The organism is Desulfogranum aggregans (genome assembly GCF_055398265.1).
Window position 1 is genome coordinate 3144155 of the sequence record NZ_AP042447.1, and the last position, 19959, is coordinate 3164113.

The 19959-nt window shown below is 50.4% G+C and carries 20 protein-coding genes; 12 read left to right on the forward strand and 8 right to left on the reverse strand.

Annotated features, from left to right (window positions below):
• Window positions 1–165 precede the first annotated feature (165 nt).
• Complete coding sequence (locus ACZ52Z_RS13820; RefSeq protein WP_464267362.1) at window positions 166–2388, reverse strand: ATP-binding protein; 2223 nt, start codon at window positions 2386–2388, stop codon at window positions 166–168.
• Window positions 2389–2948: 560 nt separating this feature from the next.
• On the opposite strand from ACZ52Z_RS13820, the gene rpiB reads away from it, so the two are divergent.
• The 7 genes from rpiB to ACZ52Z_RS13855 all read left to right on the forward strand — a co-directional run bounded on the left by rpiB (window position 2949) and on the right by ACZ52Z_RS13855 (window position 9455).
• Window positions 2949–3392 carry a ribose 5-phosphate isomerase B gene (gene rpiB / locus ACZ52Z_RS13825; protein WP_464267363.1) on the forward strand — a complete coding sequence of 148 codons (444 nt, stop codon included), beginning with the start codon at window positions 2949–2951 and terminating at the stop codon, window positions 3390–3392.
• Between the two features lie 132 nt (window positions 3393–3524).
• Window positions 3525–4679 carry an MFS transporter gene (locus ACZ52Z_RS13830; RefSeq protein ID WP_464267364.1) on the forward strand — a complete coding sequence of 385 codons (1155 nt, stop codon included), beginning with the start codon at window positions 3525–3527 and terminating at the stop codon, window positions 4677–4679.
• Window positions 4680–4860: 181 nt separating this feature from the next.
• Window positions 4861–5508: a hypothetical protein gene (locus tag ACZ52Z_RS13835; RefSeq protein ID WP_464267365.1), complete on the forward strand. Its 648-nt coding sequence runs from the start codon at window positions 4861–4863 to the stop codon at window positions 5506–5508.
• A 451-nt stretch (window positions 5509–5959) separates the two neighbouring features.
• Window positions 5960–6841 (forward strand): ribosome small subunit-dependent GTPase A, encoded by an 882-nt coding sequence (gene rsgA, locus ACZ52Z_RS13840; protein WP_464267366.1) that lies wholly within the window; start codon window positions 5960–5962, stop codon window positions 6839–6841.
• A 51-nt stretch (window positions 6842–6892) separates the two neighbouring features.
• Window positions 6893–7198 (forward strand): NAD(P)-binding domain-containing protein, encoded by a 306-nt coding sequence (locus tag ACZ52Z_RS13845; RefSeq protein ID WP_464267367.1) that lies wholly within the window; start codon window positions 6893–6895, stop codon window positions 7196–7198.
• An 88-nt stretch (window positions 7199–7286) separates the two neighbouring features.
• On the forward strand, window positions 7287–8819 hold the full coding sequence (locus ACZ52Z_RS13850) for an IS5 family transposase (protein ID WP_464266804.1): 1533 nt from the start codon (window positions 7287–7289) through the stop codon (window positions 8817–8819).
• A gap of 45 nt (window positions 8820–8864) precedes the next feature.
• Window positions 8865–9455 carry an NAD(P)-dependent oxidoreductase gene (locus ACZ52Z_RS13855; RefSeq protein WP_464270798.1) on the forward strand — a complete coding sequence of 197 codons (591 nt, stop codon included), beginning with the start codon at window positions 8865–8867 and terminating at the stop codon, window positions 9453–9455.
• A gap of 79 nt (window positions 9456–9534) precedes the next feature.
• Here ACZ52Z_RS13855 and ACZ52Z_RS13860 read toward each other — a convergent pair whose 3' ends face one another.
• Window positions 9535–10131 (reverse strand): TetR/AcrR family transcriptional regulator, encoded by a 597-nt coding sequence (locus ACZ52Z_RS13860; protein WP_464267368.1) that lies wholly within the window; start codon window positions 10129–10131, stop codon window positions 9535–9537.
• A gap of 651 nt (window positions 10132–10782) precedes the next feature.
• On the opposite strand from ACZ52Z_RS13860, the gene ACZ52Z_RS13865 reads away from it, so the two are divergent.
• Window positions 10783–11643 carry an ABC transporter substrate-binding protein gene (locus ACZ52Z_RS13865; protein ID WP_464267369.1) on the forward strand — a complete coding sequence of 287 codons (861 nt, stop codon included), beginning with the start codon at window positions 10783–10785 and terminating at the stop codon, window positions 11641–11643.
• A 176-nt stretch (window positions 11644–11819) separates the two neighbouring features.
• Here the strand turns inward: ACZ52Z_RS13865 and ACZ52Z_RS13870 are convergent, their stop codons facing one another.
• From ACZ52Z_RS13870 to ACZ52Z_RS13895, 6 genes are all read right to left on the reverse strand, one after another.
• The gene (locus ACZ52Z_RS13870) at window positions 11820–12044 is read right to left on the reverse strand and encodes a hypothetical protein (protein WP_464267370.1); all 225 of its coding nucleotides are present in this window, start codon (window positions 12042–12044) and stop codon (window positions 11820–11822) included.
• A 76-nt stretch (window positions 12045–12120) separates the two neighbouring features.
• Window positions 12121–12252, reverse strand: coding sequence for a hypothetical protein (locus tag ACZ52Z_RS13875; RefSeq protein ID WP_464270834.1), 132 nt, complete (start codon window positions 12250–12252; stop codon window positions 12121–12123).
• On the reverse strand, window positions 12224–12454 hold the full coding sequence (locus ACZ52Z_RS13880) for a thioredoxin family protein (RefSeq protein WP_464267371.1): 231 nt from the start codon (window positions 12452–12454) through the stop codon (window positions 12224–12226). The genes ACZ52Z_RS13875 and ACZ52Z_RS13880 overlap by 29 nt, the downstream gene beginning before the upstream one ends.
• Before the next feature lie 18 nt (window positions 12455–12472).
• A complete protein-coding gene (locus ACZ52Z_RS13885) occupies window positions 12473–13771 on the reverse strand; it encodes a permease (protein ID WP_464267372.1) in 1299 nt (432 codons plus the stop codon).
• Between the two features lie 57 nt (window positions 13772–13828).
• A complete protein-coding gene (locus ACZ52Z_RS13890) occupies window positions 13829–14146 on the reverse strand; it encodes an ArsR/SmtB family transcription factor (protein ID WP_464267373.1) in 318 nt (105 codons plus the stop codon).
• A 154-nt stretch (window positions 14147–14300) separates the two neighbouring features.
• Window positions 14301–14837 carry a hypothetical protein gene (locus tag ACZ52Z_RS13895; protein ID WP_464267374.1) on the reverse strand — a complete coding sequence of 179 codons (537 nt, stop codon included), beginning with the start codon at window positions 14835–14837 and terminating at the stop codon, window positions 14301–14303.
• A 584-nt stretch (window positions 14838–15421) separates the two neighbouring features.
• Here ACZ52Z_RS13895 and gshB point away from each other — a divergent pair.
• The 4 genes from gshB to ACZ52Z_RS13915 all read left to right on the forward strand — a co-directional run bounded on the left by gshB (window position 15422) and on the right by ACZ52Z_RS13915 (window position 19914).
• A complete protein-coding gene (gene gshB, locus ACZ52Z_RS13900) occupies window positions 15422–16399 on the forward strand; it encodes a glutathione synthase (protein WP_464267375.1) in 978 nt (325 codons plus the stop codon).
• Window positions 16396–18078 (forward strand): glutamate--cysteine ligase, encoded by a 1683-nt coding sequence (gene gshA / locus ACZ52Z_RS13905; protein WP_464267376.1) that lies wholly within the window; start codon window positions 16396–16398, stop codon window positions 18076–18078. Before gshB ends, gshA begins: the two co-directional genes overlap by 4 nt.
• 160 nt (window positions 18079–18238) lie before the next feature.
• Entirely contained in the window at window positions 18239–19150 is a 912-nt protein-coding gene (locus ACZ52Z_RS13910) for an ABC transporter ATP-binding protein (RefSeq protein ID WP_464267377.1), read from the forward strand.
• Entirely contained in the window at window positions 19147–19914 is a 768-nt protein-coding gene (locus ACZ52Z_RS13915; RefSeq protein ID WP_464267378.1) for an ABC transporter permease, read from the forward strand. The genes ACZ52Z_RS13910 and ACZ52Z_RS13915 overlap by 4 nt, the downstream gene beginning before the upstream one ends.
• Window positions 19915–19959: the final 45 nt, after the last annotated feature.

Consider the following 19959-nt stretch of genomic DNA (forward strand, 5'->3'; position numbering starts at 1 on the left):
AACGACACGCTACTGCCAAGGGTCCGGTGTCAATCGTCCCATGCTTGCTCCTACGGTGTACACGCAACGCTTTTTCAGGGCTGCCTGGATGGACAGTCATAAGGCATACACCCTCGAGGGGACATAGGCGGACAGGACAGGCATGTCCGGTCCTGTTACCGCGCTTTACAGCGGCAAGGTTACGTTAAACACAGTGTTTCCCGGCTTGGAGGCCACTGTTATCTCACCGGCATGGGCCCGGATGATCCCATAGGATACCGGCAACCCAAGCCCGACCCCTTCCACCTCTGACTTGGTGGTGTAAAACGGCTCAAAAATATGGTCCAGGGCCTTTGGTTCAATACCGGTGCCGTTGTCCACGATGCCGACAGTGACCTTATCCCCATTAAGTGAAGTCGAGACGGTCAACACCCCGCCATCGGCTTCCATGGCATCTACCGCATTGAAAATGAGATTGATAAAAACCTGCCGGAGTTGATCCTCCACAGCAGTGAGGATAATATCCTGTGCTGCATACTGCTGGACCAATCGTATTTTGTGCTGCGTAAACAGGCGCCGATGAAAAATCAACAGATCATCGAGCAGGTGATGGAGACGAAACGTGGTCTTTCGGCCGGTCGTTGGCCGGTTGAAACGCTGAAGATCCCGTATGAGTTCTCGCATGCGGTCACATTCATGTTCAGCCAATGACAGGAGTTTCACATCCTCTGGTTGGAGATAGGAACGTTTGCGGATATCACGGATGGCAAAGCCCATTCCTATAAGGGGATTCCCGAACTCATGGGCAATGGATGAGGCCAGTTTACCGATGGCATCCATTTTCTGGGCATGGTGCAGCTGTTGTTCGAGCAGCACCTGCCGGGTAACATCTCGCGCAAAATTGAGGGTTGCCTCCTTGCCCTCCCAGGTAATGCGCACCGCATTTAACTGAACCCACAGTTCTTCCCCGCAACTGTTGGCCAGTTTGAACGTCTCGGCTTCCGACGGGGAAAACCCAATGGTCCGCTGATAATGGGCAAAGGCCTCCTCACGGTAGTCTGGATGGATCAGTTCAATCACCGGTATGCCGGACAACCTGTCTTCCGCATACCCGGTCATCTCCATGGTTTTCGGATTGGCAAAAATAATCCTTCCTGCCTGGACGATAAAAATGGCGTCGTTGGCATTCTCAAAGAGCTGTCGGTATTTTTGTTCACTCTCACGGAGCGCACTCTCCGCCTGAAGACGATTTTTTTCCTGCAATTGGAGCGCGGCAGCCATTTTATTATAGCCATCAATCAACAGGTGCTGTCGACCGAGTTCCTGGAGATCGTCAATCCGATGGCTAAAGTCCCCCTCAACGATTTTTTCAAAGGCGATGTTTATCCTTTTATTCACCGCATCCATCATGGTGCCTTGGGGAACAATAACCAAAAAAATCCAGCCGATCTCTGGAACGGTACCGTAATAGGCCAATAACTCCTCATTACCTACTCCTCGCAACTGCAGCTCCCCCTCCTCCTTATCGAGAAGATCGCTGAAATCTAGTTGCTCGAACCCTCCCCCCAAGGTTGTGATATTCTGCTGGTAACGACTTCCTTTTTCCCGATCGATGGTGGTTTCTATGGAAGGATGGACAATAATGTTCCCGTGGCAGTCCAAGATATAATTCTCCTGGCCGACAAGGAGGGACTCATCAATGTAGATCTGGTAAAGAGTGTTCATGGGCAGATCAATGGACCAGACACCAATAAACGTATCCTCGGCATAAACGGGAATCGATACCGAAAGAATGACCCCTTCCCCGGCATAGTCGACGGTGGGCTGTGTCCAGCGGATTGCCCGCTCGGGATTGACCCGTGGGTGAACCGATTGAAAGGTGTGATAGGTTGACCAATCGAAATCAGGGGTAATCGCTGTTACCTGGTCTATGTAGGGAAACTGGATTGAAGTATTAGTGGCATCCTGATAATAAATCCAGCCACAGCCTGGCAAGCGGGAATGGATTTCGTGAACAAAGGACCCGATATCCCGCAAACTGTACATCCGGCACCTGGCCTCAGCCAGGTCTTTAATCGCCGGATCCCAGGAGTGGCTGATAGCTTCTGCAGATGCTTTTCCCGCACGAAAGCGTTCAAGCAACGGCAGGCTCAGCCAGAATCCATCCGCATCAACGCCGAACCCCTCCTGTGCAAACCACCTGTCAATAGTCTCTGGACTTGCCTGCTGATGCTGGGTCAGCAAGAGCAGGGTAAGGCGTCTGAGCTCATGGAGCGCGTCGTAATACCGGATAAGATTGGTTTTCAGCAGAGAAACCGTCTGGTTGACCTGAATCCGGATCAAGTCGGTTTCGCTGAGAGCATTTCCCCACCCATAGCTGCCAGTGCGCTTCTCACCGATTGTTTTCATCTGTCTCGCGTGCTTTTCTCATTTTTGCAACAGCGTCTCCCTGACCACTGTTCCTCTGTCCTGTCCATGCTTCCATCCCGCAAGAGAGCAAGGGTGGAGATGAAAAGAGTGACAGATTGTCCCTGCCTCCCCTGGCGCATGACCCCTTTTATTCGTTGGAAAATACATTATTTCCCGCAAGGTAGCCAGCTTCGGCTCGGGGAATGAAGAATATTTTTCCATACACGATTGCATCACCATTTTCCTCGACACTTTACCACAGGTTCTGTATTGGTAAGCGTGCAAAAAGGGTGCAGATGCAAGCGCCGGTCTTTGTCCTTCCCACAGGAAGGACCAGTCAGCTTCGAGCGCAGAAAAAGCGGGATGGACTTTGACGGTGACGAGCCCGTTTGCTCGGACCACAGTGGGAGATCAGGCGAGTCCTTTCCTCCTCACCCGGTCAAGCTTTGTCCGGTGGCACAGGTTGGCGCTGAGGATTCAAGGAATCCGCTACCACTTATCAACCAAAGTTCTCTGTTTCCTTTGGTGCCGGCAAAGGACAAACAGAAAGGAGCAGCACAATGATGCAAACCATCGCACTTGGTTCCGACCATGCTGGTTACCTCTTGAAAGAAAAGGTAAAGGCCCATTTGCAGTCAAAAGGATATCACCTTCTTGATTTCGGCACTCACGATCAGGCACCGTGCGATTATCCTGATTATTGCCGCCCTGCTGCTGAGAGCGTTGCGAAAAAAGAAAGTTTTTGCGGCCTTGTCTTTGGAGGGAGCGGCAACGGAGAGGCCATGGTCGCCAATAAGGTGAAAGGCGTTCGTTGCGCTGTCTGCTGGAACGTGCAAACAGCCCAACTGGCAAAAGAACATAACGATGCCAACATGCTTTCTCTTGGCGCCAGGCTCATTAGCGAGGAAGATGCCCTCTCCATGGTGGATGCCTGGCTTGATGCGCGCTTCCAAGGGGGAAGGCATGTGAGGAGACTGGAAAAAATGGCTCACATTTGTCAATAAGACGTCCTCACAGCAGCACCGAGCCTTGTGCTATCCACTCGTTAACCCATGAATAACCACCCTTGCTACAGGTAGCAACAGCTATCAAAGGAGCGCATGGGAAACATAACAACATCTACTTGAAGGTTATCGATGCGTTTTATTGTCATCCTTGCAGCTCTGGCTATGCAAATATGTCTCGGGGCCACCTACTCCTGGTCTGTATACGTGCATGACATTAAAACATTACTCAGCCTCTCGCAGGCTGCGGCGCAAGTGCCGTTTTCGGTTTTTTACTTTGTCTTTCCTGCAACCATGGTCGTTTCCGGTCTCATTCTCAACAAAACCGGGCCCCGCTTTTCCGCCATGTTTGGCGGCGCACTGTTTGCTACCGGCTGGATCCTCAGCTCTTTTGGTCTATCCAACTTTAACTTCACAATTCTTGGCAATGGCCTTATTGCAGGCATTGGAGCAGGAATAGCCTACATCGTGCCCATCTCCACCTGCATGAAATGGTTTCCACGCCAAAAAGGGCTGGTCACCGGCATAGCGGTTGCCGGATTTGGAGGGGGAGCTGCCCTGGTCAGCAAAATCGGCGGCTACCTCATCGCAGGGGGAGCAACGCCTTTTGACTTGTTTAGGCTTTTCGGTATCGTCTTTTTCCTGTTGACGGTCAGTGCCGGTTTTTTTATGGTCAACCCCAAAGAAACCACGACCGAACAGGCAAAACCGGCACCACTCAAGGAGACCATTTCCAACAATGCGTTTCTGATCCTTTACTTTGCCATGTTTTCCGGCCTTGCGGCAGGATTTGCCATAAATGCCAACATCAAGGAACTGTTTACCGGAGCCAACAGCCAAACCGGGGTAACCGCGGTTGCTCTTTTCGCCATAGCCAATGCTGTGGGGAGGGTCACCTGGGGATCCATTTTCGATCGATTCGCCACAAAAAATGTGATCCAGGCAAACCTGTTTGCCCAGGCGGTCCTGCTGATGGCTGCTGAACCGATTCTCTCTTCCACCACCGGCCTGCTGCTTTTTTCCTCCCTGGCAGGGTTCAACTATGGAGGAGTTTTGGTCCTCTATGCCGGCGCAGTAGCCAGAATATGGGGGGCACAAAGTGTTGCCACCACCTACGGCTGGCTCTTCTCAGCCAACATTCCAGGCGCGGTTGCTCCCTTAGTCGCAGCCTTCTGTTTTGACAGGACCGGCGCTTTTACCTTAGCACTCTGGGGCATAGCGTTGCTGATTCTGGCAGCCATAGTGTTGCTGCAGTGGAAACAGACGCTCTTCATCCGGCAGGGATGAGCTTCATATAGCGGGCAGGCACTGCTTCGGTAAATTGTCCGAAGGCGACCATAGCTGAAAAAACGTCTCCCCCTCCTCTCCCGACGGGCGGGTACAGTCAACAACATCCCCGGTAAACCTGTGTGCCGCAACACTTTGTGGCATGAAGGTTTACCCTTTTTACGAATTTGAGAAACAGGTTATGCACACCCAACCAGCAACCGGCAACGTATCTGATGACGACCGAATCCCGTTTATAACACTCCAACTTAACCGGGATGGGATTGCAAAGTTCACGGCCCTGCTCCAATCCCCATTCGAGCTCGAAGCCACGGTCGGAGAACCTCTGCTTTCCTTTCTTCTCAAACTCCCGGGATTTACCGCTGAATACATTGAGAAAGATGTACAGACAATACTTCTCAATGGTGAGCCGGTCGATGACGTCTACACTCCCCTGACAGAGCCCGGTGCAGTCATTGCTCTTTCAGCTGTTGTCCCTGGTCTTGGGGTCATGGGGGCCATGTTCAGAAAGGGTAGCATCCACACCTCCCCTGGCTTGGAATCTCATCACGCTGCTGAAGCCGAAAACAGTGGCAAGCACATAACAATTAGCCTCAAATTGTTCAACTACATTGCCCAATCCCGTGGAGCCGAAATACTTCGCAGAGGAATCAGCATCAGTACAGCCACAGTCCTGACTTTTTTCGAAACCAGGCCCTGGCTATGTGAGCAGGTACAGGCGGTGAAGATCAATGAAACATGCACCCACGATACTAAAACCTTGATGTGTGCTTTAAAAAGTGAAGCACACTGCCATTTTCGACTTACGCACGAAGAACTCTGTTTGTAGCTGCTCACGGCCACCCCACGGAGTCTCCCGTTGGTCGCTTACCTGCGAGGAATAATGCTTGACCAAATCTGGGGCACCTGAGAAGAGTTCCGGTTCGGAAAATGACGATACTACGGAGTTACCACACCGGAAGTCGTTACCTCTGTTAAAGGGTGGTACATATCAGCAACCTGAATGCATCGTGGACGCGGAAATATGGCGCCCCTTTTACCAGGCTCGCCATTACGCCCATGGAGCAGTGGCCCGCGAGTCTTTCCTCCTTTTGTTTTCCCCTCGTCACTCTCCATGCGGCGGACTGCAGCGATTCAACCGGCGTTATGAGGAGGGTACCGTCGTACACGAAGCCACTCCATGTTGTGTTGCCGTATTCTTACCACCTCTCTGCTTTTTTTCGCAGATATGATTACTAATACTATATCCAATGAATATCTTTAACTGAGGAGTCTACTGAGTGAGAGGGAAGATCATCAAGGGTATCGCCGGCTTTTACTCTGTACATGTCCCTGGAAAAGGCGTTTATGAATGCAAAGCACGCGGCATCCTGAGGAAACATAAAATAAGACCGCTTATTGGGGACAATGTTGAAGTAGCGCAGGTGGATGAAACCAAGAAAGCTGGCAACGTCTCTACGATTCTTGAACGCACCAATCATCTGACTCGCCCTACAGTGGCCAACCTGGATCAGGTCATGATTGTTTTTGCCGTGCACCGGCCTGTGCCTAACTTCCATCTGCTCGATCGATTTTTAGTCATGGCAGAAGCCAACAACATCGACGCTCTCATCTGTTTCAATAAAACTGACCTGGTGCCTGGGGAACAGGTGCAGGATATGCTCAAGAGGTATCAAAAGACAGGTTATCAAGTCTTGCCGACCAGTTCTGCGGCAGGACGGGGTATTGACGAACTCAAAGCGTCGCTGTATGGCAAAACAACTGTTTTTGCTGGGCCTTCCGGTGTCGGTAAATCCTCCCTCCTCAATTTGATCCAGGATGATGTGGTTCTCGAGACAGGGAAGGTGAGCGAGAAATACGGCAGAGGAAAACATACCACCCGACATGTAGAACTGTTCTGTTTCCATGATGATTCCTACGTGGTTGACACACCCGGATTTTCCTCGCTCATCATGGACGAGGTAGGGGCTGATCAGCTGAAATACTGTTTTAGTGAGTTTGCAACCTACGAACCCTATTGTAAATTTAACGGTTGCAATCATCTCAATGAACCCCAATGCGGTATCAAAAAGGCCGTGACTGATGGCAATATTGCCGAAAGCCGTTACCAGAGCTATACCCAACTGATGGAAGAGCTGCACGGCAACCGGAAAGGCAGGTGAGCAAATCTCCTGCAGGAGAGATAACCAAAAGACTCTACAGAGGAAAGGAAAATGCACAAATACGGGTTTCTCGGACTAGGCATCATGGGCAGAGCAATGGCAGCCAACCTGCTCAAAGCCGGGTGTGATGTCACAGTATGGAACAGAACGGCAGAAAAATGTACCCCCCTGGTAGAGCTCGGCGCCAAACAGGCGGCAACAGCCGCCGCCGTCGTTGCGGCGTGCGATATCACCTTTGGGATGGTCTCTGACCCAGCAGCCGCCTGTTCCCTGTGCTTTGACAAAGACGGGGTAGTGGAAGGAATATCGACAGGCAAGTCCTATATAGGGCTTCCTGATTATTTCTCAACCAGTTGAAATTAAATAGGAATTCTTTTGACTACGTGTTATTATGTGCAGGAAAAACGGATAGTTACCTATCAAACCCTTGCACTTTTATTTGATAATGTATCGAAAAAGGTATAGCAAACAACTCAGTTTCGTAGACTTTGTACTCCCCTTTGGAGGTAAACTCCGAAGTGATAATCGTTGGGTCAAACTGGCCGACATGATTCCCTGGGAACTTGCTGAGTCGTTCTATGCAAAGCAGTTTGCTGGAAGCGGCCTTGGTCCTTCTGCTAAACCGGCTCGTGTTGCCTTGGGTGCTCTCATCATCAAAGAACGTCTTGGCGTGAGTGATGAGGAGGCCGTACTGCAGATCCAGGAGAACCCTTACCTACAGTTCTTTCTTGGGTTCAAAGAATTTCGCGATGAACCTCCATTCGATCCCTCCATGTATGTCCATTTTCGCAAGCGTTTTAACCTGGAGCAGCTCAATCAAATCAACGAAGCCATAGTCAATGCCGAGCAAGCGACACAGCAAGCCACTGCTGAGAAAGAACAAGACGATAACGATGATGAGGATGATTCACCGGGCAGCAACAAGGGCAAGCTGATTGTCGATGCGACCTGTGCCCCGGCTGACATCCGTTACCCTACTGATATCAGCCTGGTCAACGAGGCTCGGATAAAAAGCGAACAGATCATCGATATTCTGTTTAAGCCGCTGAAGGGGACGCAGCGCAAACCGCGGACATACCGCAGGAAAGCGCATCGTCTTTATCTTGCCCATGTCAAAAAACGCAAACATGCCAGTCGTCACAGACGCAAAGCCCTTGGGCAACAGTTACGTTTCCTCGGCCGTAACCTCAGAACCATAGAACAGTTGAGCAAACAGGTGCCCTTGACTCATCTGCGCCCTCGCCGATACCGTGATCTGCTGGTCATTCATGAACTACACCGTCAGCAACTGTGGATGTATGAGAACCGGTGCCATCGAGTTGATGACCGGATCGTCAGCATCAGTCAGCCACACGTGAGACCCATTGTACGGGGTAAGGCATCTGCTCCCACTGAGTTCGGGGCAAAACTCTCAGCCAGTCTGGTCGAAGGGGAGGTGTTTCTTGACCATCTTTCCTGGGATCCCTACAACGAGTGCGGAGACCTGATTCCTCAGCTTGAGGACTACAGAAAACGCTTCGGGCATTATCCGGCATCAGTCCATTGTGATAAGATTTATCGCACCCGAAATAATCGGAAGTTCTGCAAGAAGCACGGGATACGCATGTCTGGACCACCCCTGGGGAGGCCCCAGAAGAAGACGGAAAAGAATGCCGGGGCACTCAAGGCCCAAAAGCTTCAGCAGCGACAGGATGAACGTGATCGGATTCCCATCGAAGGGAAGTTTGGACAGGGTAAACGCCGTTTCGGCCTTGCAAGAATAATGGCCAAACTCTCGCAAACCAGTGAAACCATGATCGCCATCACCTTCATTGTGATGAACCTGGAAAAATTGCTGCGGGAGGCGTTTTTGTGTCTATTCTTTCTTTTTTTACGACATGCTGCAGCCCCTCTAACGGCTTTTTTCGGCGTCATAGTAGGGGTGATAGAGGGGCTGTGCTGGTTAGCCCTACAGCGTGCGAGTTGTCAAAGATCATGAGCCAATCTGTTTTCGGCTCAAAACACATTATTCAGGAAGCCCTATATAGATGTTTCAACGGTCGACCCCGCAACCTCTCGCCGCATTCACACGGCGATAACGGACACGGGCGGCAGGTACCTTGAAGCCCCGGTATCCGGCAGCAAGCAGCCGGCAGAGGACGGCACCTTGGTTTTTCTCTGTGCAGGTGATGCATCACTCTACACGGATGCCAAGGCAGCCCTGGACATTATGGGGAAAAAATCATTCTATTTCCCGAATATCGGTCAGGGCGCACAGATGAAGCTTATCATCAACATGATCATGGGCACAATGATGACAGCATTTGCCGAAGGGCTTTCACTGGGCGACAAAGCAGGTTTTCAATACTCAGATATTATTGATGTTCTAATCCAAGGGGCAATCAACAACCCAATGTTTCAACTCAAAGGGCCGCTTATGTCCGAGGGGAATTTTTCCACGGCTTTCCCGCTAAAGCATATGCAGAAAGACATGCGACTGGCTCTGCAGCTCGGAGATACCCTCAGTCAGCCGCTGCATACAAGCAGTGCCGCAAACAACACCTATGTCATGGCCAGGGAAAAGGGTTACAGCGACGAGGATTTTTCAGCAGTGATCAAAGCCCTGAAAAAGTAACCAACAGCCTTGCCGGCAACGCATTAACGAGCACGAGGTCCTTTTCTGCTCTACTGGAGGAAAGGACTCTCGCCTCTGTTCAGGCTGACGGACGCACCATCTTTATACCCTTTTCCTTCCAGGGAAGCCAAGGCATCCCTTCCAGCACACCTTGACGCATGCGCTCAGCCGAGTCGTACTGGTAACCATAGGTTCTCATGCCAAAGATGTGCAGCATAAGACTCGTCGCCCGTCGCCGACTCACCTCCTCACTGTACTCTTTTTCCAGATAACTCCTGTACAACGCTTCGATTTCAGACAATTTTTCAGAGGCATACCTATACAGCTCATTCCGCTCGGCAGCCAGCTCCATCTGGGTCTTAATAAGAAAGCAACTGCTGTATTTTTCTCTGGTTGCGTCCTCAATGTTTTTTTCGAGTATCTCACAGATTCCTTCGCCTACACTCGACGCCCGGTCCATGATGGTCCGTATCCGGGCGATGGACTTGTTTGCATACGTTTCCAGCGACTCACGATATATTGCCTCTTTATTGCCAAAAGACAGGTACAGTGAACCTGGTTGAAGTCCTGTGACCTGCACGACTTGTTTCATTGATGAAGCGTTAAAACCATTTTCCCAGAACAGTGCGGTCGATTTTTCAATGACCTCGTTTCTGTCGAATTGGGCTCTTGCCATGGAGGTACCTCACTCACTTATGGATATCTTGAATAAGGAGAATATTCGTTCAAGGTCAAGGCATGCGAAAAAAAAATTCCACAGGCATATATAAAATATTTCGAAGATAATTATTGGGCATAACGTAGAAATTGGACAAAAATACCATTATGCAAGATGGCATTATATTCAATTCAACGTGCGTAGCTCTACTATATATCCTTCTTTTGAATAATCATTCAAAATATCATAGGCACAGCTCTTCCCTGAGCTTATTTTGAACATATATTGAAGATAAATATGTTCAAACCACCATAGCTTGAAGGCCTGCATACAACCTCCTGCAAGGCCTGCGCCGATCACCCAGAGTCTACAGAAAATTACGGCAACCATGCTGCAGGAGGTGGAGCAGCGTGTTCAACGCAGACATTGCAGGCAATGCCATCTAAATGGGTGAACCACTGATCGAGTTCTCCCTTGTTTCAAGAGCCGAAGAAATATGCGCAGCAACGCAGCTGTCGCTTTTAGTCATTCATGGTCATCCTTTTGATATAACACAGGATTGTGTTGACACCATCCCTCAGGAGAGATATCTGCACCTTGTACATTTCCGACGCGACAACGTTGCCTCGGTTTTTTTTGGAAAATTTCACCACAATTGGAGGGATGCTTATGAAAAAACAACTCACCCTGATACTGCCTGCAATCCTGCTCAGCTTTTTGCTTGTCAGCAATGGTTTTGCAAAAGACAACTGCAAAGCAACATATGGAACCACAGAAAAACAGTTTATCCTCGCAACAGGTAGCCCCGGAGAACTTGGCCTTTTGGAGGAACTGGCAAATGTATTCAATGCCGAACACAATACAACCATGTGCTGGCAGAAAGCCGGTTCAGGCAAGTCTCTGGCGCTGCTCAAGGAGAAAAAGGTAGATGTGATAATGGTTCATGCCCCAGCTGCGGAAAAAAAGGCCGTCGAGGACGGCTGGGCCATTAAACGGACGCTTATCGGTTCAAACGAATTCTATATCGTCGGTCCGCAAGATGATCCGGCACAGATAGCCTCTGCGAAATCTGCTGCACAGGCCTACACAATGATAGCTGATGCCAAGGTTCCTTTCCTTTCCCGCGGCGATAACTCGGGAACCAATAAAAAGGAACTCGCCATCTGGAAAAAAGCAGGAATCCAACCAGAAGGCGATTGGTATGTCATCACCAAAGACTTCATGATGGCTACACTCCGCAAGGCGAATGAAATCAATGGCTATTTTATGACCGATTCTTCAACCTGGGTTGCCGGAAAAAAAGGCCTGGCCAACCTGACCGTGCTGTTCAAGGGCGACCCCATGCTAATCAACACTTACCATGGCCTCTGCCAGCCTGCTGGCGCGACCCCCGGCCAGAAACATGCTGAAAAATTTATAGATTTTCTGCAATCCGACCGGGGCCAACACATTATTGGCACCTATGGTGAGGACCTCTATGGAGAAGCTATGTACAATGACGCTGAGTATGCGAAACAATACGATCATTAATAGCCAGATCTAGAAAGCGGAGCAGAGGATCAATGAAGACTCCGTCAAGAGTACATTTCAGCCAAGGCCTCCCAGGAGGAGGCCCTGGCCAATCCAGGCGTGAATAGTCAGAAATATCTGATCCATTGGTCATTTCACTCCTAGTTTCTGTAACGCTGTCACACCGGAGGCTTTATTCAAGTAACCTTCATGCCGCAGGGCTTCTTTTCCTGCTGAGTCATAAAACATTTGCGTTGGGATCGCTCTGATTCCAACGTTTTTGCCAGCATGTGGATTTTCCCAGACATCAATAAAGACCATGGCGGCTCGCCTGCATACTCTTTTTCAAGCTCTTCCATAATTGGAGCCATCATCTTGCAGGGAATACACTTCTTTGTACCCAGGTCAACCATGGTTTTCATCCCGTGGACCGGGATGTCCTGCTTATCTGTCGATGCACATGTACCGCCTGCAACCAGGAATACCAGCAAAACAGCTTTACACAAGCACCAGGCTTGTATTTTCAAATATTTCCATTGCTTTACCCCAGGGAAAAGCAGCCGCGACTTGTTGGCGTTTTCTTCCTATATCGCCTTCTTTTTCAGCGCAGCATGCCTTTAATTTCTTCAATGGTGGGCACCTTGCCGACTGCTTTCACGTCACCGTCAATGGCGAGCGCAGGGGTCATCATTACCCCGAATTTCATCATCTCATTAAAATCGGAGATTTTCACAATTTCGTATTCTACACCTAACTCGTCTGCTGCAGCAGCAGCATTCTCCGCAACCTGGTTGCACTTTGCGCACCCCGGACCCATCACTTGAAAGATCATAGTTTCACCTCTTTTATTTTAAAAAAACGTTCCAAATATCAGGCCGCTAACTGTGGCCATGACAACAACAAGACAGACAAAGACAACCGTCTTTTTGGTTCCAACAACGCTCCGGATTACCAACATATTGGGAAGACTCAGCGCCGGCCCGGCGAGGAGCAGGGCGAGTGCAGGTCCTTTTCCCATGCCGCTACCGATCAACCCTTGAAGTATCGGCACTTCAGTGAGTGTGGCAAAGTACATGAACGCACCGGCAAACGAGGCAAAGAAATTAGCACGCAAAGAATTGCCCCCAACGGCTTGTGCTACCCACTCCGAGGGAATAAGCCCCTCATGGCCAACCCGGCCAAGAAGAATACCCGCAATGAAAACGCCAATCAGCAGCAGTGGCAGAATCTGTTTGGCAAAATCCCAGGAAGAAGAGAACCATTTTCCTGTCTCCCCATCATCCAGACTGGTAATCACAGAAAGACCGATAAAGCCGATAGTGAACGCCAGTGCCGGGTACTCAGGCAAGCCAATTCCGGCTGCAGCCACAAGCAGGGCTACAAGGCCTACCTTCCAGGCTTTCATATTAAACCAGCCAACCAGAATAGCAGCAAAGAGCAGGCCAAACCCAGCAGTGATCAACCACTTTGCACCATGTATCGATGCCCAAATGCCGCTGGGCTCCTGGGGTTTGCCCCAGTTTGCAAAAACAAGGATTCCGACCATGGAGAAAAAATAAAGGCCATTTTGCCACAATGGACGAGTGACCTCGTCCTCAGGCATGACGATGGCGGCAGCTGCAGCACTCTGTTCCTCTTTTCTGAAAATGAAGGCCATGGAGGCACCGATAACCACGCTGAAGAGTATAGCCCCCAATGCTCGTGCAAAACCAAGTTCGGGTCCCAAGACACTGGCGGTCAGTACAATTGCCAGCACATTAATTGCCGGACCGGAATAGAGAAAAGCAGATGCAGGACCAAGTCCCGCCCCCATTCGATAAATGCCGGCAAAAAGCGGGAGGATTGTACAGGAGCAGACAGCAAGAATGGTTCCGGAAACAGACGCCACCCCATATGCCAGAATTTTGTTCGCGCCTGCTCCCAGGTATTTCATCACCGAGGCCTGGCTGATGAACACACCGATAGCTCCGGCGATAAAGAAGGCCGGAACAAGACAGAGAAGGACATGCTCCTCCGCATACCATTTCACCAGGTGAAAAGCCTCCAGTACAGCATTGTCAAAACGCGCTGTACCGACTGGTAAATAGAAACAGCATAAAAATATGACCACTACCCACGTAAGATACTTCCATTCAGTTTTCCAATTCATGACCCATGTCCATACTGTGACATTTGGCAATATGCCCAAATGATCGTGCAAAAAAAATTACAACAGATTTGCCTGTTCTTGTGCCTGATTTTTTATCACCGCTTCAACGCATGTCATATACTTCAGAATACAAGGTACTTTAAGCTTGTAGTAGACCTGCTTTCCACGCTTTTCATCCGCCACAACACCTGCTTGTTTCAAGACAGACAGGTGTTTTGAGATTGTAGAAAAATCTGCATCAATGAATTCCGCCAACTCGCAAACGCATTTTTCTCCGTGCTCGAGCTGCTCAGCCATCCATAGCCGGGTTGGGTGAGCCAGCGCTTTGAGAACATTTGCCTTAGCTTCTATGATTGCCTTTTGTTTCTTATCCATGTCGCTCACTCTTTATTTTGACATATGGTAAATTGGCCAAATGATTTTGTCAAGAACATCTTGTAAGGCTGAGTAGTTGACCGGGCAGCGTGCCAAGGTCATAGCTTGCCACTAAGATCTGTGGATTTGGCCGGCTCTGAGCATGGGAGTGAACTTACTCAAGCGTTTGTCGTAATTGGTCAAACTGCTGACAGTAGACAAACATCATCTTCTCCAGGATATCTTGCTCTGTATTCGTGCCAGAAGAGACTATGTATGATGTCGTCAGCTTGTACATCGCATCGCGAAAGTTTTTAATCTGCTCCTGTGTAGCGACCGCATTCATCAACACCTGGTAGTTTTCAAAACCTTTGCCGAGAAGTGTTTGCCGCGTCTCTTCATTGATACGGGCATAAATCGTCTTTCCGCTCTCAGCTATTATTTCAAAGAGATCAACCTTTACCCCTTCATTCTCAAGCGTTTCGGTAAGATGCGCAGCAATCATGCACAACATTATAGCGCTCGTAACAGCATCTTTCAGACCAAAGGCTTCGTCAGTTGGCATGATGGCCTTATTCGCGTGAATTTTTTCCATGACATCTGCAGCTACCAGGGATGACGATTTTTGGTAATCCTGACTCGTTTCATACCCAGCTGCAGTTCGTATGCTGTTGGCCATTTCCAGTAAACTGGTCTTGAAATCTGTTTCCACGTTGATCCCCCTCAACTCGCTTTGTTTAACCTTGATTGCAAAAAAGCCTCAATTCTACCTTAACTTCCTCTCGCCATTTATTATTTTTACCTGCACAGTGCGCGTTGAAGCATAATGCAGGCGCAAGGCGGCAACGTGGCGGACAACCCCGGAGTAGATCAATGCACTGCCGCCACCGCAAATGTGGTCTTGGTGGATGACCGGCAGCACGGTATGGCTATCTCAACTGCACACCTTGTAACATATTTCTGTCGATTAGCGGTCAATTCATTTGAGAATCGCTGAAAGCGCCCTTCAGGTAATCTTCACTGTGGTGTTCCTTTCAGGGAAACCGTTCTCTCGTCACCATGATTGAATAGGGTGTTAAGCGCACGAACCAACCTTGAATAATCGTTCAAGATACCATTGACAGCACCTCCCTCTCGACTTACTGTGCTCGCGTATTTATCGTATTCTAAAGAAGGCTTGGTTGGTACAGTCCAAGAGGGCCAATGATGTTTGCTGGAGGGTGATCTCCAGCGCAATAAACACTTTCCTGGTTTCCCACCAGTCAGTTCAAACCGCTATCGGTGAAAATGGAACCTATGCACATTAAACTCGGGATCGTTATGGATCCTATCGGACAGATACAGGTGAAGAAGGACAGCAGTCTGGCCATGCTCCTGGAAGCGCAGGCTCGCGGATACCAGCTCTACTACATGGAGATGGAGGACCTGTATCTGCACAATGGATGCGCCCAGGCCACAATGAAGTCACTGCAGGTACAGCAGGATGCCAACAACTGGTATCACCTGGGACCTCAGGTTGACAGACCGCTGGCAGATATGGATGTGATCCTGATGCGCAAAGATCCTCCCTTTGACACTGAGTATATCTATGCCACCTATATACTGGAGCGAGCCGAGGCCGAGGGAACACTGATTGTCAACAAACCGCAAAGCCTGCGCGATGCCAATGAGAAGCTCTACACCGCCTGGTTCGCTGATCTCATCCCGGAGACACTGGTCAGCCGCTGCCCTGACAAGATGCAGCGCTTTTATAGCGAGCATCAGGATATTATTGTCAAGCCGCTTGACGGTATGGGTGGAGCCTCCATTTTCCGAATCAGACCGGGTGATGGAAACCTCAATGTGATTATTGAAACCCTGACCCACCATGGTACCCGCTACGCCATGGCTCAGAAATATATCCCGGAAATCAGTGCGGGCGACAAACGGATTCTGGTGGTGAACGGTGAGGTAATCCCTTATTGCCTGGCCAGAATCCCTGCCCATGGCGAAACCCGGGGTAACCTCGCAGCTGGCGCCCGTGGGGAAGCCAGAGCCTTGACCGAGAGTGACCGTCGCATCGCCGAGACCCTGGCCCCTGTGCTGAAGGAAAAAGGCCTCTATTTTGTTGGTCTCGATGTGATCGGCGATAAGCTCACGGAGATAAACGTCACCAGTCCAACCTGTATCCGTGAGATCGAGGCAGCCTTTGACATCAATATCAGCGGAAAGTTAATGGACAGCATTGAACAGGAACTGGCAAGGCGATCGAATGAAGCAGGAGTTCACCATTGAAAACACCATACAAGAGCAGGCTGGATAAACTCGCGCACCCCGAGTATGTGGCTACTCTGCAGGGAATCCGCCGCGGAATTGAAAAAGAGTCTCTGCGGGTGAACAGAGACGCCAGCTTAGCCACTACTCCTCACCCGGCATCCCTCGGCTCACCGCTGACCCATGAGTGTATAACCACCGATTATGCCGAAACACAGATGGAATTCATTAGTCCGGTGGGCACCGAGGCAGAGGAGACTCTCGGCATACTCGCCGACATCCATCGGCATGTCTATGGCCACCTCAAAGGAGAATTGCTGTGGCCGATGAGTATGCCCTGTGCCATTGAAAAGGAGAGTGATATTGAGCTGGCACGCTATGGTACCTCCAATGTCGGTAAACTGAAAACCGTTTATCGGCGAGGATTGAAAAATCGATACGGCAGCATGATGCAGGTTATTGCCGGAGTGCATTACAACTTTTCCATGCCCGACAGCTTCTGGCCGATGTGGCAGCAGATCAAGAACGACCGTCGGCCATTGCAGGAGTTCATCTCCGAGAGCTACCTGGGACTGATCCGCAATTTTATGCGGATTGGATGGCTGGTACCCTATCTTTTCGGTGCTTCTCCAGCAGTGGATTCCACCTTTGTGACCAATGCACGCAGTCGCTTGTTTCTCCAAACCAGTGGTCGGGCAAGCTACTCTCTCCCTCATGCCACCTCGCTGAGAATGAGCGATCTCGGCTATTCCACTGAAGAGCAGGCAGACCTGGCCATCAGTTATAACAGCCTTGCAGAGTTTATCAGCGGATTACGCAAAGCGGCCAGCCAGTCCAATCCGGTTTTTAAACGAATCGGCATACAGCGGCGAGGAGAATATCAGCAGCTGAACACCCATACGTTGCAGCAGGAGGGCGAGCTCTATGCGCCCATTCGACCCAAGCGACCGATCAATAACGGAGAAAGGCTCTCCGATGCACTTCAAACCAACGGCATTGAATATGTGGAAGTTCGCTCACTGGATGTCAATCCTTACGCGCCAACAGGCATCGACCTGGAGCAGGTGTACTTCCTTGATGTTCTCCTGACCTATTGTCTGCTGCAGGACAGCCCGAAACTTTCCCGACAGCAGCTCGCCACTACCAAACGCAATATGAGCAGAGTGGCAACCGATGGACGCAACCCATCGTTGGTACTGCAGGATGATGCAAGCCCCCGGTTGCTGACGCGGTGGGCCGCGGATATTTTTTCCGATCTGACCGAGGTGGCACGGTTACTCGACGAGGCGTACCATGGGCAGCAGTATCAACGCGCCTTGGATGGCCAACGTCGGCGGGTGGATTGTTCTGCACTCACTCCCTCTGCCAGAATACTGAAAGATATGGAGGCCCAGGACCTGGAGGTCACTGAACTGGCCCTGCGTCTGGCCAAACAACATCGCCGCGCCCTTCTCGAACGCTCCTATACGGAGATGAAAGAGGGCGAATTTGTCTGGGAGGCTGTAGCCTCTCTGCACAGGCAGAGGGAACTTGAAGCAACAGATTCGTTGTGCTTTAACGAATTCCTGCGTCTTGCCTCCACCGGTTCAGCCCCTGGCTCCCCATCACCACACGACATCCATGAGCAACCTGGTCAATGGGTGCCCCTTTGTGACCATACTTCCTCGTGCAAGTGGTGCTGTGACGCCTCATCGTCATAGGCCGACCGGCACCACGCTGAGCTGTCACGGATTGGAAACAAGGAGCAGGGAGGCAAACGCATGCCTTGCAACTTGTGGTCACGTAAAAACATTCCAGCGCACGGGACCGCCTCCTGTGACTGACGCTTTTGTACCTCGTTGAAATAGAAAAAAACATATTATGCACGCTCTTTCCATCACCAACCTGCAAAAAACCTATGCCAGCGGACTACAAGCCCTGCAGGGCGTTGACTTGAATGTCGCCAGAGGCGAGTTCTTTGGTTTGCTGGGCCCCAATGGAGCGGGAAAAAGCACCACCATTGGCATCATCACCTCCCTTGTCACCAAAACCGCCGGCCAGGTCGAGGTGTTCGGGGTTGATATTGACCGCGATTTTGCTCGGGCAAAGCAACTTATCGGAGTTGTTCCCCAGGAGTACAACTTCTCCATCTTTGAAAAGGTAATGGACATCGTCACCCAACAGGCAGGCTATTACGGTCTGCCACGAGAGACGGCCCTCTCCAATGCCCAACGGTATCTCACTCAGCTGGGGCTCTGGGATAAACGAAACCGCCCGGCCAGGGAACTTTCCGGGGGAATGAAGCGAAGATTGATGATTGCACGAGGCCTGGTTCATGAGCCCGAATTACTGATCCTTGATGAGCCTACCGCCGGGGTGGATGTAGAGCTGAGGCGCGGTATGTGGGATTTCCTCCTGGAGCTGAACAACCGTGGAAAAACCATCATTCTCACCACCCACTACCTGGAAGAGGCTGAACAGCTCTGCAATACCATTGCTATCATAAACGATGGAAAAATCATTGAAAACAGCGACAAAAAAACACTGCTGAAAAAACTGGATCAGGAGACCTTCGTGTTTGAGACTGGACCGCTGAACGGTAAAAAGGTCCCCCAGCTTGCCGGTGCCACCTTTACCCCCATTGATGAGACCACCCTGGAAGTCATAAAATCAAAAGAACAGACCATGAATTCGGTTTTCAATCACCTTTCTGCCTGCAATATCTCGGTCGAGTCCATGCGCAACAAATCAAACCGCCTGGAAGAACTGTTCATGGAGCTGGTGGAACAATGAAAGCGAACCTGATATCCCTCAGCACAATCGCCAGAAAAGAGGTTATCCGGATCTTTCGCATCTGGGTACAGACCCTGGTGCCTCCGGTCATCACCATCACCCTGTATTTCATTATCTTCGGCAGCTTCATCGGCTCTCAGCTCAACGCGATCGAGGGATACAGCTATATGGCCTTTATCGCCCCCGGCCTGATCATGATGTCAATCATCACCAATTCGTATACCAATACCGTTTCCTCGTTTTTCAGCGCCAAGTTCCAACGAAACATCGAGGAACTGCTGGTAAGCCCGACCCCCAATTGGGTCATCATCTTCGGCTACGTGGCAGGCGGGATGGTGAGGGGGTTAAGTGTTGGTATGCTGGTCTCCCTAGTCAGCCTGTTCTTTATCAGGCTGCCGATCCACAGCATCTGGCACACCATGCTTTTCGGTCTGCTCACCAGCTTTGTCTTCTCTCTGGCAGGTATGATCAACGGGGTGTTTGCCCGGAAGTTCGACGATATCTCCATCATCCCCACCTTCGTCATCACTCCGCTGACATACCTGGGCGGCGTGTTTTACTCGTTAAGCCTTCTTCCCGGCTTCTGGCAGCAGGTATCCAAAGCCAATCCCATTGTCTATATGATCAACGGGTTTCGTTACGGCTTTTTAGGCATATCCGATATCAGCGTCACCACCGGACTAACCATGCTGCTTCTCTTTTCCGTGGCCCTTTTTGCTGCCAACATCTATTTGCTGAGGAAAGGAGTGGGGATCAGGACCTGAACGGAGCTCTTCCTCCTCCTGGCCTCTCCAATGCACAAGGCAAAT

Excerpts from the sequence above, each read along its gene's own strand:
- ACZ52Z_RS13880 (WP_464267371.1), bottom strand. The coding sequence starts at position 12,454 with ATGATCTTTCAAGTGATGGGTCCGGGGTGCGCAAAGTGCAACCAGGTT.
- ACZ52Z_RS13835 (WP_464267365.1), top strand. The coding sequence starts at position 4,861 with ATGCACACCCAACCAGCAACCGGCAACGTATCTGATGACGACCGAATC.
- ACZ52Z_RS13865 (WP_464267369.1), top strand. The coding sequence starts at position 10,783 with ATGAAAAAACAACTCACCCTGATACTGCCTGCAATCCTGCTCAGCTTT.
- ACZ52Z_RS13850 (WP_464266804.1), top strand. The coding sequence starts at position 7,287 with ATGTATCGAAAAAGGTATAGCAAACAACTCAGTTTCGTAGACTTTGTA.
- rpiB (WP_464267363.1), top strand. The coding sequence starts at position 2,949 with ATGATGCAAACCATCGCACTTGGTTCCGACCATGCTGGTTACCTCTTG.
- ACZ52Z_RS13915 (WP_464267378.1), top strand. The coding sequence starts at position 19,147 with ATGAAAGCGAACCTGATATCCCTCAGCACAATCGCCAGAAAAGAGGTT.
- ACZ52Z_RS13820 (WP_464267362.1), bottom strand. The coding sequence starts at position 2,388 with ATGAAAACAATCGGTGAGAAGCGCACTGGCAGCTATGGGTGGGGAAAT.
- ACZ52Z_RS13885 (WP_464267372.1), bottom strand. The coding sequence starts at position 13,771 with ATGAATTGGAAAACTGAATGGAAGTATCTTACGTGGGTAGTGGTCATA.
- ACZ52Z_RS13870 (WP_464267370.1), bottom strand. The coding sequence starts at position 12,044 with ATGAAAACCATGGTTGACCTGGGTACAAAGAAGTGTATTCCCTGCAAG.
- ACZ52Z_RS13860 (WP_464267368.1), bottom strand. The coding sequence starts at position 10,131 with ATGGCAAGAGCCCAATTCGACAGAAACGAGGTCATTGAAAAATCGACC.
- ACZ52Z_RS13830 (WP_464267364.1), top strand. The coding sequence starts at position 3,525 with ATGCGTTTTATTGTCATCCTTGCAGCTCTGGCTATGCAAATATGTCTC.
- ACZ52Z_RS13910 (WP_464267377.1), top strand. The coding sequence starts at position 18,239 with ATGCACGCTCTTTCCATCACCAACCTGCAAAAAACCTATGCCAGCGGA.
- gshB (WP_464267375.1), top strand. The coding sequence starts at position 15,422 with ATGCACATTAAACTCGGGATCGTTATGGATCCTATCGGACAGATACAG.
- ACZ52Z_RS13845 (WP_464267367.1), top strand. The coding sequence starts at position 6,893 with ATGCACAAATACGGGTTTCTCGGACTAGGCATCATGGGCAGAGCAATG.
- ACZ52Z_RS13890 (WP_464267373.1), bottom strand. The coding sequence starts at position 14,146 with ATGGATAAGAAACAAAAGGCAATCATAGAAGCTAAGGCAAATGTTCTC.